This is a genomic window from Pseudomonas sp. SD17-1 (assembly GCF_029201585.1).
Lineage (GTDB): Bacteria > Pseudomonadota > Gammaproteobacteria > Pseudomonadales > Pseudomonadaceae > Aquipseudomonas > Aquipseudomonas palmensis.
In genome coordinates this window covers 1,729,576-1,743,363 of sequence record NZ_CP104044.1, presented here as the reverse complement: position 1 = coordinate 1,743,363, position 13,788 = coordinate 1,729,576, and the positions used below count along the sequence as shown (strand labels likewise).

Sequence of the window (13,788 nt, the reverse complement as noted above, 5' to 3'; positions counted from 1 at the left end):
GGTTATCAGCCCGAAGCCGCTGGGGCGAACACCGCCGCCAGCTCATCGCGGCTCTGCTCATGGCTGACGTTTTCATTGAGCCCCTGGCGCAGGTACTGCACCAGCTTGGGTTGCAGGGAAATCGCCAGGTCCGTCTCGCGGTCGCCGCCAGCCACATAGGCACCCACGCTGATCAGGTCGCGGCTTTGCGAAAGGCGCGACCAGAGCTGCTTGAATTGCTGGGCCTGGGTCATCTGCTCGGGGCTGACCACCTGCGGCATGACCCGGCTGATCGAAGCCTCGATATCGATGGCCGGGTAATGCCCCTCTTCGGCCAGGCGCCGGGACAGCACGATATGGCCGTCGAGTACGCCCCGCGCGGAGTCGGCAATCGGGTCCTGCTGGTCGTCGCCTTCGGACAACACGGTGTAGAAGGCGGTGATCGAGCCACCACCGGCCTCGCCGTTGCCGGCGCGCTCCACCAGCTTGGGCAGCTTGGCGAACACGGAAGGCGGATAGCCCTTGGTGGCTGGCGGCTCGCCGATGGCCAGGGCGATTTCCCGCTGGGCCTGGGCGAAACGAGTCAGCGAATCCATCAGCAGCAGGACGTTCTTGCCCTTGTCGCGAAAGTACTCGGCGATCCGCGTGCAGTACATGGCGGCGCGCAGGCGCATCAGCGGCGCATCATCGGCAGGGGATGCCACCACCACCGAACGCTTGATGCCCTCCTCGCCCAGGATGTGCTCGATGAACTCCTTGACCTCACGCCCCCGCTCACCGATCAGCCCCACCACGATGATGTCGGCCTCGGTGAAACGGGTCATCATGCCCAGCAGCACACTCTTGCCCACGCCGGTACCGGCGAACAGGCCCAGGCGCTGGCCACGGCCCACCGTCAGCAGGCCATTGATGCTGCGAATGCCCACGTCCAGCGGCTGGCTGATGGGGTCGCGGTTGAGTGGGTTGATGGTGGGGCCATCCATCGGCACCCAGTCCTCGGCCTTCATCCCACCCTTGCCATCCAGCGCCCGGCCGGCACCGTCCAGCACGCGACCGAGCATGCTCATGCCCATCGGCAGGCGGCCGCTTTCGGCCAGCGGCACCACCCGCGCACCGGGCGCGATGCCGGCAACGCTGCCCACCGGCATGAGAAACACCCGGTCACCGGCAAAGCCCATGACCTCGGCCTCGACCTGCACCGGATGGTAGCTGTCATCGTTGATCACCAGGCAGCGGCTGCCGACGGCAGCGCGCAGGCCCTCGGCCTCCAGGGTCAGGCCGACCATGCGCAACAACCGCCCTTCCACCACCGGCTGCGCCGGCAGGCTCACGGCCTCGGCATAGGTGCCCAGGCGCTTGCCGAAGCTGGTGCGGTCAAGGCGCATCGGGCGTGGCCTCGCGGGTGCCCGGGTCGCCAGCAAGGTCGACGTGCAAGTCTGGTGCGGCAGGGTGCAGGCCCTGGTCATGCAACTGGTCGAACAACTGGGTCATGGCCTTTTCGATGCGGGTCTCGACGGTGGCGTCGATACGGCTGTGCAACGTCTCGATGCGGCAACCACCGGGCAACAGGGCGTCGTCTTCGAGCAGGCGCCAGTTTTCCTCATGACGCTCGCGCAGGGCCTTGGCCAGCTCGAAGTCCTGCGGATTGACATGAATGCGGATGTTTTCGGCGCCCATCGGCAGCAGCTTGAGGGCCTCGCGCAGCACGTGAGTGATCTGGCTGGAGTCGGTGGCCAGCTCACGCCCGATCACCTCGCGGGTGATGCGGCTGACCATGTGCACCAGGGCCTTCTCGATCTGGTTGTCCTGCTCGGCGATCGGGTCGAGCAGGTGGCCCATCAGCTGCTCCAGGCTCGCCAGCTTGGCGCTCAGGGCCACTTCGGCCTCCTGGCGGACCTTGAGCTGGGTGCTGTGAAACCCTTCGCGCTCGCCGGTGGCAAAGCCTTCGTTGTAGGCTTCCTGGCGAATGCTTTCGAGCTCTTCGAGGGTCAGCGGCTGGACTTCTTCCAGCGGCACCTCTTCGACTTCCTCGACGATTTCCGGCTCGGGTTCGGGCTCGGGTTCCGGCTCCGGGTCGAAGCTGGGCAGCGCCCAGCGGTCGAAGCCCTCGACGTCGCGGGCGGGGATCAGTTCACTCAGGTGCTCGTTGGTCGACATGATTCCACGCGTTCAATTGGGTAGGCGCCGGGGTGGTCGGCGATGCGGCCGCCAGGCACCGGCGTGTACCGCGTTGAGGCATCCGCCGGCAAGGCCGGCTCCTGTGGAGGAGCCGGAACCGGCGAACGGCTTTAGATCATTTCTTCGGCGCCCTTGCCGCCAAGCACGATCTCGCCGGCTTCGGCCATGCGCCGGGCAATGGTGAGGATCTCTTTCTGCGCCGTTTCCACGTCGCTGACCCGCACCGGGCCCTTGGCCTCGAGGTCGTCACGCAGCAGCTCGGAAGCCCGCTTGGACATGTTCTTGAAGATCTTGTCCTTGACCTTCTCGTCGGCGCCCTTGAGCGACACCACCAGCACGTCCGAGGACACCTCGCGCAACAGCGCCTGGATACCGCGGTCGTCGACATCGGCCAGGTTGTTGAAGACGAACATGAGGTCTTCGATCTGCTCGGACAGCTCGCCGTCGACGTCGCGAATCGCGTCCATCAGCTGGCCTTCGACCGAACTGTCGAGGAAGTTCATGATGTCGGCCGCGCGCTTGATACCGCCCAGTGTGGTACGCGCCGCGTTGGAGTTGCCCGAGAACTGCTTCTCCAGAATCTGGTTGAGCTCCTTGAGCGCCGCCGGCTGCACGGTGTTGAGCGAGGAGACGCGCAGGATGATGTCCAGGCGCACCTTGTGATCGAAGTTGCCCAGCACCTCACCGGCCTGGTCGGGGTCCAGGTAGGCCACCACGATGGCCTGGATCTGCGGGTGCTCGTAGCGGATCACGTCAGCCACGGCACGCGGCTCCATCCACTTCAGGCTGTCCAGGCCGCTGGTGTTGCCACCCAGCAGGATGCGGTCGATCAGGCCGTTGGCCTTGTCCTCGCCCAGGGCCTGGGTGAGCATCTTGCGGATGTAGCCGTCGGAGCCGACACCCAGGCTGGTCTGGTCGCCGACGATCTCGACGAACTCGCTCATCACCTGCTCGACCTGTTCGCGATGGACGTTGCCCATCTGCGCCATGGCCACGCCGACCCGCTGCACTTCCTTGGGGCCCATGTGGCGCAACACCTGCGCCGCATCGGTTTCACCCAGCGACAGCAGCAGGATGGCCGCCTTGTCGACACGGGTCAGTTTGGCGGTAAGGGCTCGATTATCACTCATCGGCGTTGATCCACTCTTTCACGACCTGGGCCACACGACCCGGGTCTTCGGCCACCAGGCTCTTGATTGCGTTCAGCTGAGCGTCGTAACCCTCGCTCGGGCTAGGCAACAGAATGCTTTGCGGACCACCCAGGCTGACGCGGTCGTTGGCCAGATCGCCATCCAGACCGAGCATGCCGCCCAGTTCCATGTCGCCATCGGCACCGGCGCCCTGCTTGCCGTTGCCGGTGATGTTGTTGAGCACCGGGCGCAGCACGCCGAACACCAGCACCAGGATGAACAGCACGCCCATGACCTGCTTGATGATGTCCCAGAACCACGGTTGCTGGTAGAACGGAATCTCGGTGAACACTTCGCCACGGTCGGCGGCGAATGGCACGTTGATCACGCTGACGCTGTCACCGCGGCTGGCATCGAAGCCGACGGCGTCCTGCACCAGGCGCGTGAAGCGCGCCAGGTCTTCGGCCCCCCATGGCGCGCGGGTCGACTCGCCAGTGGCCGGGTCGAGCTTGACCTGGTCGTCGACCACCACCGCGACCGACAGGCGGCTCAGGCGCCCCTGCTGCTGGCGGGTGTGGCTGATGGAACGGTCCAGTTCGAAGTTCTTGGTCGACTGCTGACGCTTGTCGGCCGGGTACGGTGCGAGCATCGGCTGGCCGGTGGCCGGGTCCATGATCTGCTGGCCGTTGGCGTCCAGCAGCGGCTGGCCTGGTTGCACCATGCCCGCGGCAGCCTGTGCCTGACCGGTCTGCTGTGGCGCAGTGGCCGGGCCGGGTGGCTGGTTGCTCAGGGCACCAGGCACGCCCTGCGGGCCCATGCTGCTGGAGCGTTGTTCGTTCACCGACTGCTCGCTGCGCAAGGCAGGCTGGTCGGGGTTGAACTGTTCGGAGGTGGACTCGACCGCACTGAAGTCGACGTCGGCGGAGACTTCGGCCTTGTAGCGGTCGTTGCCCAGCACCGGCAACAGAATGTTGTGCACGCGCTGGGTGAGCATGCCTTCCATGCGGCGGCTGTAGTCGAACTGCTTGCCGGCCATGGTCAGCTCGGAGTTCTCGCCCTGGTCGGACAGCAGGTTGCCCTTCTGGTCGACCACGGTCACCTGGGACTTGTTCAGTTCCGGAACGCTGGACGCCACCAGGTTGACGATGGCCGCCACCTGGCCGGGCTCGAGGCCACGCCCCGAATACAGCTCGACCAGTACCGAGGCACTGGGCTTGCGCTCGTCGCGCACGAACACCGAGCTTTTCGGGATGGCCAGGTGCACGCGGGCACCCTTGACGTTGTTCAGGCTGGAGATGGTACGCGCCAGTTCACCTTCCAGGCCGCGACGATAACGGGTGGCCTCCATGAACTGGCTGGTGCCCAGCCCCTGCTCCTTGTCGAGCAGTTCGAAGCCGACGTTGCCGTCGCCTGGCGCCACGCCGGCCGCGGCAAGTTTCAGGCGCGCACGGGAGAGGTCTTCGGACTTGACCAGCAGCGCCCCGGAGCTGGGCTCGACGTTGTAGGCGATGTCGGCGGCGGACAGGGTGTCCATGACCTGCTTGGTGTCCATGCCGGCAAGGCTTGGGTACAGCGGGCGGTAGTCGGGCTGCTGCGACCACAGCACCACGGCAAAGCCGATCGCCACGCTCGCCGCCAACCCGACCAGCAGGCCGACCTGACGCAGCATGGGCATCTCTGCGATGTTTTCCAGAAAGGACATGCCGAACAGCGGCGGCTTGGGCGCCGGGCTGCCTTTGGCGGGCACGTTATCAACGACTGCTTCGGCCATGACTCAATCTCGCCCTTATACCGGCATCTGCATGATGTCTTGATACGCCTGCACCAGCTTGTTGCGCACCTGGGTCAAGGCCTGGAACGACACGCTGGCCTTCTGCGAGGCGATCATCACGTCGGTAAGGTCGACGCCGCTCTTGCCGATCTCGAAGGCGTTGGCCAACTGGGTGGACGCCTGCTGGGTATCGCTGACCTTGTTGATGGCCTGGCCAAGCATGTCGGCAAAACCGCTCGAGCCAAGCTCTGGCGCAGGGGCAGCCTTCGACATCGACATGGCGTCCGCCTGCATGGCCCGCATGTCCAACATCAATCGATTAAATTCAACACCTTGGCTCATTGACTCTTCTCTCCGACGACCCGCATTTTTTTGACACTACGCAGCGGACAGGCAGAACTTAGCAACAAGAGTGCCAGCTCTACCCACAGGACCAACAAAAACGACCGGTTACGGCGTCACACGCCGCTGGCGTAGAGACTCGCCTCCACATCCAGGCCGGCATCACGCATCTGTGCCAGCTTGTAGCGCAAGGTGCGCGGGCTGATGCCCAGACGCTCGGCAGCCTCCTTGCGGCGCCCGCGCTCGGCGCGCAGGGTATCGATGATCACCTGGAACTCGTGGCGGCGCAGGTCATCCCCCAGCCCGGCTGGTTCGGACGGCTCGGCCAGCACCGGCACCGGCTCTACGGGCGATGTCGCCAGCAGCGGCAGCACCCCGGCCAGGCAGAAGTCCGCCGCCTCGATCACCCCGCCCTGCTGCAGGATCAGCGCCCGCTGGATGGCGTTGTCCAGCTCGCGCACGTTGCCCGGCCACGGATAGCCTTGCAGGCAGGCCTGGGCCTGGGCCGACAGGCGCACGGGGGCATACTTCATTTTATTGACGTGTCGCGCCAGCAGACGCTCGGCCAGCGGCAGAATGTCGGCGCTGCGCTCGCGCAGCGGTCGCCAGGCCAGCGGGAACACCGACAGGCGATAGAACAGGTCTTCGCGAAACCGCCCCGCCGCCACTTCGCCGGCAAGGTCGCGGTTGGTGGTAGCGACCACGCGGATGTCCAGCGCGATCGGCTTGCGCCCGCCTACCCGCTCGACCTCGCGCTCCTGCAGCACTCGCAGCAGCTTGGCCTGCAGCCCCAGCGGCATTTCGGAAATCTCGTCGAGCAGCAGCGTGCCACCGTCGGCCTGCTCGAACTTGCCTGGCTGGGCGGCTATCGCCCCGGTGAACGAGCCCTTTTCATGTCCGAACAACGTGGCTTCGAGCATGTTGTCGGGGATGGCGGCGCAGTTGATGGCCACGAATGGCTGGTCGGCACGCAGGGACTGCTGGTGAATGTAGCGCGCCAGCACCTCCTTGCCGGTGCCCGATTCGCCGGAAATCAGCACGGTGGAATCACTGCGCGCCACCCGCGCGGCCAGTTCGAGCAACTGCGCACTGGCAGGCTCGCGCGCCACCGGACCGTCGGCGTCCGCGCCGCTGGCAACGCCAAGGGCATGACGGGCCACCAGGTCGAGCAATGCGCGTGGCTCGAAGGGCTTGACCAGATAGTCCGCAGCGCCCTGGCGCATCGCATCCACTGCACGCTCAACGGCAGCGTGCGCGGTCATCAGCAGCACCGGCAACTGCGGCTGGCGGGCCCGCAACGCGGCCAGCAACTGGTGGCCGTCCATTCCCGGCATGTTGACGTCGCTGACCACCAGGCTGAAGGGCTGACTGGCCGCCACTTCCAGCGCTTCTTCGGCCGAGCCCACTGCATGATAGGCAAAACCGCCCAGCTCCAGGGTATCGGCCAGGGCCTGGCGCAGTACGCGGTCATCCTCGACCAGCAGAACCTTGATCGCCCTCATGCCGTTGCCTCCAGCGGTGCGCCGATCAGCGGCAGGGTCACCAGCGCACAGGTACCGCGCCCGGGGCGCGAGCGCAGCTGCACGGTGCCCTGGTGTGCTCGGGCAACCGCCATCACCACCGCCAGGCCAAGCCCGGTGCCAGTGGCCTTGGTGGTCAGGAACGGCTCGCCCAGGCGCGCCAGCAATGCACTGTCGATGCCCGGCCCGGCATCGCTGATGCACAGGCGCAGGCTTTGCCCGCGACGATACAGGTGTACCTTGAGCCGAGCAGCGCCGGGCGCGGCCTGCAGGGCGTTTTCAATGAGATTGAGCAGCGCCCCCACCAGGGTGTCGCGGTTGCACAGCAATTCGCCCAGGTGGCTGTCGCACTGCCAGCGCACAGCATGCCCCTGTACATGTACCTGCGCGGCCTGCTGCAGCGCCTGGAACAACGCCTTGGGGGTCACGCGGTCGGTCAGCGGCAGTTCGCCGCGGGCGAACACCAGCATGTCGCGTACCTGGTGCTCGAGTTCGTGCAGACGCTCCTTGAGGCTGCCGGCAAAACGCTGACGGGTGTCCAGCGGCAGGTCCTGCTCGGCCAGGTGACTGGCATACAGCAAGGCGGCCGACAGTGGCGTGCGGATCTGATGCGCCAGCGAGGCCACCATCCGCCCCAGGGTCGACAGGCGCTCGTGCCGCGCCAGCTGGCTTTGCAGGTGGCGGGTTTCGGTGAGATCGGTCAACAGCACCAGCTGGCCCGGCTCGGCATCCAGCGAGCGGGTAGCGATCGACAGGCGGCGACCATCGCGCAGCGACACTTCGTGGCCGTCGTCCTCGCGCGGCGCAAAGCTGCGGGCGATCACCTGACGCCACAGCTCGCCCACCAGCGGCTGACCCAGCAGTTCGACGGCGGCCGGGTTGGCCTCGCGCACGCGGCCCTGGCCGTCGATCACGATCACCCCGCCGGGCAACAGCGACAGCAGGTTCTGCAGGCGGTTGGCCAGTCGCTCCTTCTCCGCCAGCTCCGCCATGCGCTGCGCACTGACCACGGCCAACTCCCCCTTGAGCTCGGTGACACGGGCCTCGAGCAGGTTGTAGGACTGGCTCAGTTGGGTCGACACCTGGTCGAACAGGGCAAACGCCTGCTCGAGCCCCTGACGACTCTGCTGTTCGGCGGCGTCAGAACGCCTGGGCTCGGCGGCGGGGATGTGGGCGGCGTGGGGCATGGGTTGCTCTCTCGCATGGCTCACCGTCATAAAACGGTATGTTGCCAGCGGTATAGCAATAGACGTGCCGGATACTTTGACGGGGGGGTGCCAGCAGCAGCGGCGCGCCGCCCAAAGCCAGCAAGGGCAGGCTTTACAGCCCTGTGGAAAATAGGGGTATTGCGTTCGGCAGGCCCCGGTCGGGGCCTGCCAGCAGGAAGCAGGCGTCAATCCTCCGCCTGTTCGTCTCCATCGCGACGGCTCATGCCGTACTTGCGCATTTTTTCCACCAGCGTGGTGCGGCGGATGCGCAGGCGCTCTGCGGCACGCGCCACGATACCGTTGGCATCGTCCAGCGCCTGCTGGATCAGGCCCTGCTCGAGGCTGCCCAGGTAGTCCTTGAGGTCGAGACCTTCGGGCGGCAACATCGCATGGTTGCTGAAATTGGGCGTATGGCCGTTGATTGCCACGCGCTCTTCCAGGTCCGAGCGCAGGCTGTCGACCAGTTGCTCGTCCTCATCATCGACGTAGCGGAACTTCTTCGGCAGCTCGGACACGCCGATCACGCCATACGGGTGCATGATCGCCATGCGCTCCACCAGGTTCGCCAGCTCGCGCACGTTGCCCGGCCAGCCATGGCGGCACAGCGACATGATCGCGGCGGAATTGAAGCGGATCGACCCCCGCTTCTCGTGCTCCATGCGCGAGATCAACTCGTTCATCAGCAGCGGAATGTCTTCGACCCGCTCACGCAGCGGGGCCATCTCGATCGGGAACACATTGAGGCGGTAGTACAGGTCTTCGCGAAAGCTACCCACCTCGATCATGCTCTCGAGGTTCTTGTGAGTGGCGGCGATGATGCGCACATCGATGCTCTGGGTCTTGTTGCTACCCACACGCTCGAAGGTGCGCTCCTGCAGCACGCGCAGCAGCTTGACCTGCATCGGCAGCGGCATGTCGCCGATTTCGTCGAGGAACAGGGTGCCGCCATTGGCCAGCTCGAAACGCCCGGCACGGCTGGTGATGGCGCCGGTGAACGCCCCCTTCTCGTGACCGAACAGTTCGCTTTCGAGCAGCTCGGCCGGGATCGCGCCGCAGTTGACCGGCACGAACGGCGCTTCACGGCGCTTGGAATGGTAGTGCAGGTTGCGCGCGACCACTTCCTTGCCCGTACCCGACTCGCCGAGGATCAGCACGCTGGCGTCGGTGTCGGCCACCTGCTGCATCATCTGGCGCACATGCTGGATGGCGCGGCTGGTACCGACCAGGCTACGGAACAGGTTGGGCTCACGCTGACGACCGCGCTCGCGGGCCTGGTCGTACATCTCGCGATAGACCTGGGCACGGTGCAGCGAATCAAGCAGCTTGCTGTAGCTGGGCGGCATCTCCAGGTTGGAAAGCACCCGGCGGCGCAGGTCCTCGGGCAACTCGGCAGAAGATATTTCACCCAACAGCAATACCGGAAGGAACTCATCCCAGGCAGCCACGGTCTTAAGCAAGCCCAAAAGGCTTGCCGGAGCGTTCACGGTGCCGACCAGGACACAGAGTACTTCACGGCTGGATGACAACGACTGAACGACCTGCTGCCAATCGTGGCTGGAGCAGGAAAGATTTTCTTCGCCAAGAAAATTCAGCACCACCGCCAGGTCGCGGCGGCGAGCGTCATCGTCATCGATCAGGAGAATTTTGGTTTCACGCCACATGCAATCGAAACTTCCCTAGTCAACTCGACACCCAATGTGGGCATGCTCGACATCCATTCCGACTGGAGCGGTCAGTGATCGGACGTCTGAAATTAGAAAACAGCCACTAGTTAAGTCAAAAAATCGTACACAGTCAAATTTATGGCGCACTGCATTTTCGAACCGTCCAGCGTCAGCTGAACAGATGGTATACCTTTGCGGCGTTTTTCGCTTGGCGGATCTGCGTCATCTCGTCGACTATTGTTTGACGTTCACCACTTGCAACATCAATTAGTTGGCGGTAGACGTCGAGCAATTCCTCAAGACTGGTGCGCAGAACCTGTTCGTTGGTCGATGCCTCGGCCAGTACGTCCTCGACGCAAACACGGCAGCTCAGGTCCAGTTCGGTGATCGTTTCCCAGTCGCGGCTGGCCAATGCCCCGAGCAGGGCTTCGCGGGTTTGTTCGATACGTTCGAGCACGGCACTCATGGCGTTCTCCTAGACGTCGGCGACCTGATCGCCGATCGCGTCCCAACCTTCCTTGACGGTAATCAGCAGGCGTGCGACTTCATTGAGGATCTCCGGGTCGTTCTGCACGTTGGCCTCGACCAGGCGCCTGCTCATGTAGGCGTACAGCCCATCGATGTCGGCCAGTGCCTCGGCCTGGTTTTCGAGGTCGAGCCCTTCGCGCAGACCGCCGATGATCCCGATGGCCTTGCCGATCAGGATGCCCTTCTGGGCCAGGTCATTGCGCGCGATTGCACCTTTGGCCTGCGCGATGCGATCCAGCCCGCCCTGCATGAGCATCTGCACGAGACGGTGCGGGCTGGCCTCGGAGGTCTGCGCCACGCCGTTGACTTTCTGATACTGCCGAAGGGCCAACATAGGGTTCATGTTCTACCTCGTAACAAACGAAAAGGTTCATATACCGCCTGTATCGCCTGCGGGTCAAAAAACTTTAACCCCGAAAACGAAAAGCCCGGAGCACCCGAAGGGGTGCTGCCGGGCTTTTTTGCGGCCCCTGCTATCAGGAGTTCTTCTGCTGCGCTTCGATCGAGGCGAACATCGAGGCAATGTTCTTGCGCTGCGCCTCGAGCTTGCCGACCAGGGTATCCATGGCCACGTAGCGTTTGGTCAGCGACTCGGTCAGCGACGCAATGCGCCGATCCAGGGCCTCCTGCTGGTTCTCGAGGTCTTTCTGCAGCCTGTCCAGGCCGTTCTTGCGCGAGTCGAGAATGCCACCGGTCTGCAGGTACGGTTCGATCGCCTTGTTCATGTGCGCGAACACGCCATTTTTACCGGTGAAGAGCTCCTGCACGTCGGCACCGAGCTTCTTGTCCTTCATCGCCGCGTCGTACTTGACGGAGTTGAACTCGAGGGTACCGTCCTTCTGGGTGTTGATGCCCAGCTGGCTGAGGGTGGTCAGGCGGGTACCGTCCGACTCGGTCGCCAATTGGCTGCGCAGGTCGCTCAGCAGCGAACGGGTGGTCGGGTCGTTGGTCAACGGGCCCAGCACGGTGTTGCCATCGGCATCCTTGCTCACGGAGGTCAGGTTGGTGACCGCCTTGATCAGGGTGTTATAGGCATCGACATAGGCCTGCACCGATTTTTTCAGGCCATCGGTGTTCTCACCCACCGTAACCTGTACAGCCTTGCTGGCGTCGGGGCCGGTTGCCTGAAGCAGGTCCAGGCTGATGCCACTGATGGCACCGGTGACGGTATTGCTCTTGCTCGTGACCGGCAGGCCGTCGACGTACAGTTTTGCGTCCTTGGCCGGCTCACCGATGTAGCCGGCACCGTCACCATCCATCTTCTCGCCCGGCGCGATCTTGAGCGCGTCGATGGTGCCGTCGACGGAAATGTCCGTACCCTCACCGGTCTTGGTCGAACTGAACACCAGGCGCGAACCGTCTGCACCATTGACCAGGTTGGCAGTGATGCCTTTCTCGGACAGCGACGAGTTGATGGTGTCGCGCACGGACTGCAAGGTTGCACCAGGGCCGACCTTGACGGTGTGGGTGACACCGTCCTGGGTAATCAGCAGGTCGCCTTCGGGAATCGGCGTGGTGGCGCCGGTGTCGAAGTTCTGGCTGGCCACCTTGGACGAGGTGGCCAGGTTGTCGACACGGATCGTGTAGGTACCAGGCACCGCGGTATTGTTAGAGGTTGCCTTGATCGCGGCGTCGTTGCTGGACGTTGCCGCATAGGCATTGAACGACGGCGCGAGGGGATCATTGAGCTTCTTCATCGCCGCCTGATAGACAGACAGCGCGCTCTTGAGCGATGCGACACCAGAAAGCATGGCCGAGTTGTTGGCAGTCTGGCGTTTGATCTGGTTGGCTTTCGGATCGGTTTCAGACGCCACCAGCGTGCTGACGATCTTGTTGATATCGACCCCAGAACCCAGACCGGTGCCCGGTAAAATTGAACTCGCCATTGCTATTCCCTCTTGGTTGCGCGCCGCCCCTAGCCGATCAAGGCTAGCGAACGTGCTGCTCGGACGCCAGCATCAGACCTTGGCGTTGAACAGCAGGCTGTTAACATCGCTCAGACTGTGGGCAATTCTCAACGCCTCTTCCGAAGGAAGTTGGCGGATCAGCTCACCGGTTTCACTGGCGATGACTTTAACTACAATTCGGCCGGATTCTTCATCCGTGGAAAATTCGAGATTGCGACGCGACGAGGCGAGAAACTTCTCGATGTCCTTGAGCGCGTTCTTGACCTTCTCAGCTTCGGTCAGGCCGCTGTCGGCGCTTTCCTTCGCTGGCTTGATGGATTCGACAGCCTCCACGGGCTTGACCGCAGGGCGCTCGGTGGGCTGCTCCACAGGCTTTGCAGCCTGGTAGGACAGGTTCAGCTTGACGCTCATATCCATGCCAACCACCTCTCAATGCAAAAGGCGGGGGAGCGCCACAGGTGCACTCCCCCGCCGATAACCATCAGGCGATTACTGAAGCAGTTTCAGTACGGCGGATGGCAGCTGGTTGGCCTGGGCCAGAACCGAAGTCGAAGCTTGTTGCAGAGTCTGCTGCTTGGTCAGCTGAGCGGTCTCGGCAGCGAAGTCGGTATCTTGTACACGACCACGGGCAGCGTCGGCGTTTTCGTTGATGTTCTGCAGGTTGTTGATGGTGCTGGTCAGACGGTTCTGAACGGCACCCAGTGCAGCACGGCCTTCACCGATGGTCTTGACCGCAGCATCGATCGCGTCCATTGCAGCCGAGAAGTTGGTCTCGGCAGTGGCGCTGTCGCTACCGGCGATGGTGATGGCGTTGGTGATACCCAGGTCGCTGGCCAGGTACTTGCCGGTCAGGTCGATGCTGATCTGGTTGATGCCACCGGTTTCCGAACCGACCTGGAAGGTCATGGTGCTGGCGGAACCGTCCAGCAGGTTCTTGCCGTTCAGCTGGGTGGACTGAGCGATACGGGTCAGCTCGTCACGCATCTGAGCGAACTCGGAGTTCAGCGAGTCACGGTTGTCCGAATCGTTCGAGTCGTTTCGCGATTGCAGAGCCAGTTCACGCATACGCTGCAGGATGTTGACCTGCTCTTGCATCGCGCCTTCAGCGGTCTGGGCGATCGAGATACCGTCGTTGGCGTTTTTGATTGCCATGGTCTGACCGCGGATCTGCGAGGTCATACGGGTAGCGATCTGCAGGCCAGCGGCGTCGTCTTTGGCGCTGTTGATTTTCAGGCCGGAAGACAGGCGAGTCATCGAGGTGCTCAGGGCGTCGGAAGCGCGGTTCAGGTTTTTCTGAACGTTCAGCGACGTGACGTTGGTGTTTACGGTTAATGCCATGACGAATTCCTCGTTTGTGGGTATTGCGGCTTCCGGCCCTGGCAAGCGCCGGGTGTGGCCTAGAGAACCTTCGTAATAGTTATCGTCGTCTGTGCAGGTTGCTTTAGGGGTTTTTTGAAAATTTTTACTGGCACCCTGCCACTCCAATGAAATCAAGGGTTTGACGCCAGCTTTATGGCCCCTGCGGCACAGCCTTGGTTGTGGCATACCGCCAAGGCAAAAA

14 protein-coding genes are annotated in these 13,788 nt (G+C 63.5%); 1 reads left to right on the top strand and 13 read right to left on the bottom strand.

Annotated features, from left to right (window positions below; genetic code table 11):
• Positions 1-5 precede the first annotated feature (5 nt).
• The 8 genes from fliI to fleQ form a co-directional block, all read right to left on the bottom strand.
• Positions 6-1,364 (bottom strand): flagellar protein export ATPase FliI, encoded by a 1,359-nt coding sequence (gene fliI / locus N0B28_RS07940; protein WP_043861807.1) that lies wholly within the window; start codon positions 1,362-1,364, stop codon positions 6-8.
• On the bottom strand, positions 1,354-2,136 hold the full coding sequence (gene fliH, locus N0B28_RS07935) for a flagellar assembly protein FliH (protein WP_058542054.1): 783 nt from the start codon (positions 2,134-2,136) through the stop codon (positions 1,354-1,356). The genes fliI and fliH overlap by 11 nt, the downstream gene beginning before the upstream one ends.
• 131 nt (positions 2,137-2,267) lie before the next feature.
• Positions 2,268-3,287 (bottom strand): flagellar motor switch protein FliG, encoded by a 1,020-nt coding sequence (gene fliG, locus N0B28_RS07930; protein WP_043861805.1) that lies wholly within the window; start codon positions 3,285-3,287, stop codon positions 2,268-2,270.
• The gene (gene fliF, locus N0B28_RS07925) at positions 3,280-5,058 is read right to left on the bottom strand and encodes a flagellar basal-body MS-ring/collar protein FliF (RefSeq protein WP_043861804.1); all 1,779 of its coding nucleotides are present in this window, start codon (positions 5,056-5,058) and stop codon (positions 3,280-3,282) included. The genes fliG and fliF overlap by 8 nt, the downstream gene beginning before the upstream one ends.
• 15 nt (positions 5,059-5,073) lie before the next feature.
• Positions 5,074-5,400, bottom strand: a complete 327-nt coding sequence (gene fliE, locus N0B28_RS07920; protein ID WP_043861803.1) for a flagellar hook-basal body complex protein FliE — start codon at positions 5,398-5,400, stop codon at positions 5,074-5,076.
• Between the two features lie 116 nt (positions 5,401-5,516).
• Entirely contained in the window at positions 5,517-6,902 is a 1,386-nt protein-coding gene (locus tag N0B28_RS07915; protein WP_275731332.1) for a sigma-54 dependent transcriptional regulator, read from the bottom strand.
• Complete coding sequence (locus N0B28_RS07910) at positions 6,899-8,107, bottom strand: ATP-binding protein (RefSeq protein WP_054915635.1); 1,209 nt, start codon at positions 8,105-8,107, stop codon at positions 6,899-6,901. Before N0B28_RS07910 ends, N0B28_RS07915 begins: the two co-directional genes overlap by 4 nt.
• A 206-nt stretch (positions 8,108-8,313) precedes the next feature.
• Positions 8,314-9,732 (bottom strand): transcriptional regulator FleQ, encoded by a 1,419-nt coding sequence (fleQ, locus tag N0B28_RS07905; RefSeq protein WP_235384250.1) that lies wholly within the window; start codon positions 9,730-9,732, stop codon positions 8,314-8,316.
• On the opposite strand from fleQ, the gene N0B28_RS07900 reads away from it, so the two are divergent.
• The gene (locus N0B28_RS07900; RefSeq protein WP_229590459.1) at positions 9,679-9,867 is read left to right on the top strand and encodes a hypothetical protein; all 189 of its coding nucleotides are present in this window, start codon (positions 9,679-9,681) and stop codon (positions 9,865-9,867) included. The two genes, fleQ and N0B28_RS07900, sit on opposite strands and share 54 nt — an antisense overlap.
• A gap of 94 nt (positions 9,868-9,961) precedes the next feature.
• On the opposite strand, the gene N0B28_RS07895 is transcribed toward N0B28_RS07900, so the two are convergent.
• The 5 genes from N0B28_RS07895 to N0B28_RS07875 all read right to left on the bottom strand — a co-directional run bounded on the left by N0B28_RS07895 (position 9,962) and on the right by N0B28_RS07875 (position 13,565).
• Complete coding sequence (locus N0B28_RS07895) at positions 9,962-10,258, bottom strand: flagellar assembly protein FliT (RefSeq protein ID WP_043861799.1); 297 nt, start codon at positions 10,256-10,258, stop codon at positions 9,962-9,964.
• 9 nt (positions 10,259-10,267) lie between these two features.
• Positions 10,268-10,663, bottom strand: coding sequence for a flagellar export chaperone FliS (gene fliS, locus N0B28_RS07890; RefSeq protein ID WP_043861798.1), 396 nt, complete (start codon positions 10,661-10,663; stop codon positions 10,268-10,270).
• Between the two features lie 133 nt (positions 10,664-10,796).
• Entirely contained in the window at positions 10,797-12,206 is a 1,410-nt protein-coding gene (gene fliD / locus N0B28_RS07885; protein ID WP_078480281.1) for a flagellar filament capping protein FliD, read from the bottom strand.
• Positions 12,207-12,278: 72 nt separating this feature from the next.
• Positions 12,279-12,644, bottom strand: a complete 366-nt coding sequence (locus tag N0B28_RS07880; protein WP_043861796.1) for a flagellar protein FlaG — start codon at positions 12,642-12,644, stop codon at positions 12,279-12,281.
• Between the two features lie 72 nt (positions 12,645-12,716).
• Positions 12,717-13,565 (bottom strand): flagellin domain-containing protein, encoded by an 849-nt coding sequence (locus tag N0B28_RS07875; RefSeq protein ID WP_054915638.1) that lies wholly within the window; start codon positions 13,563-13,565, stop codon positions 12,717-12,719.
• Positions 13,566-13,788: the final 223 nt, after the last annotated feature.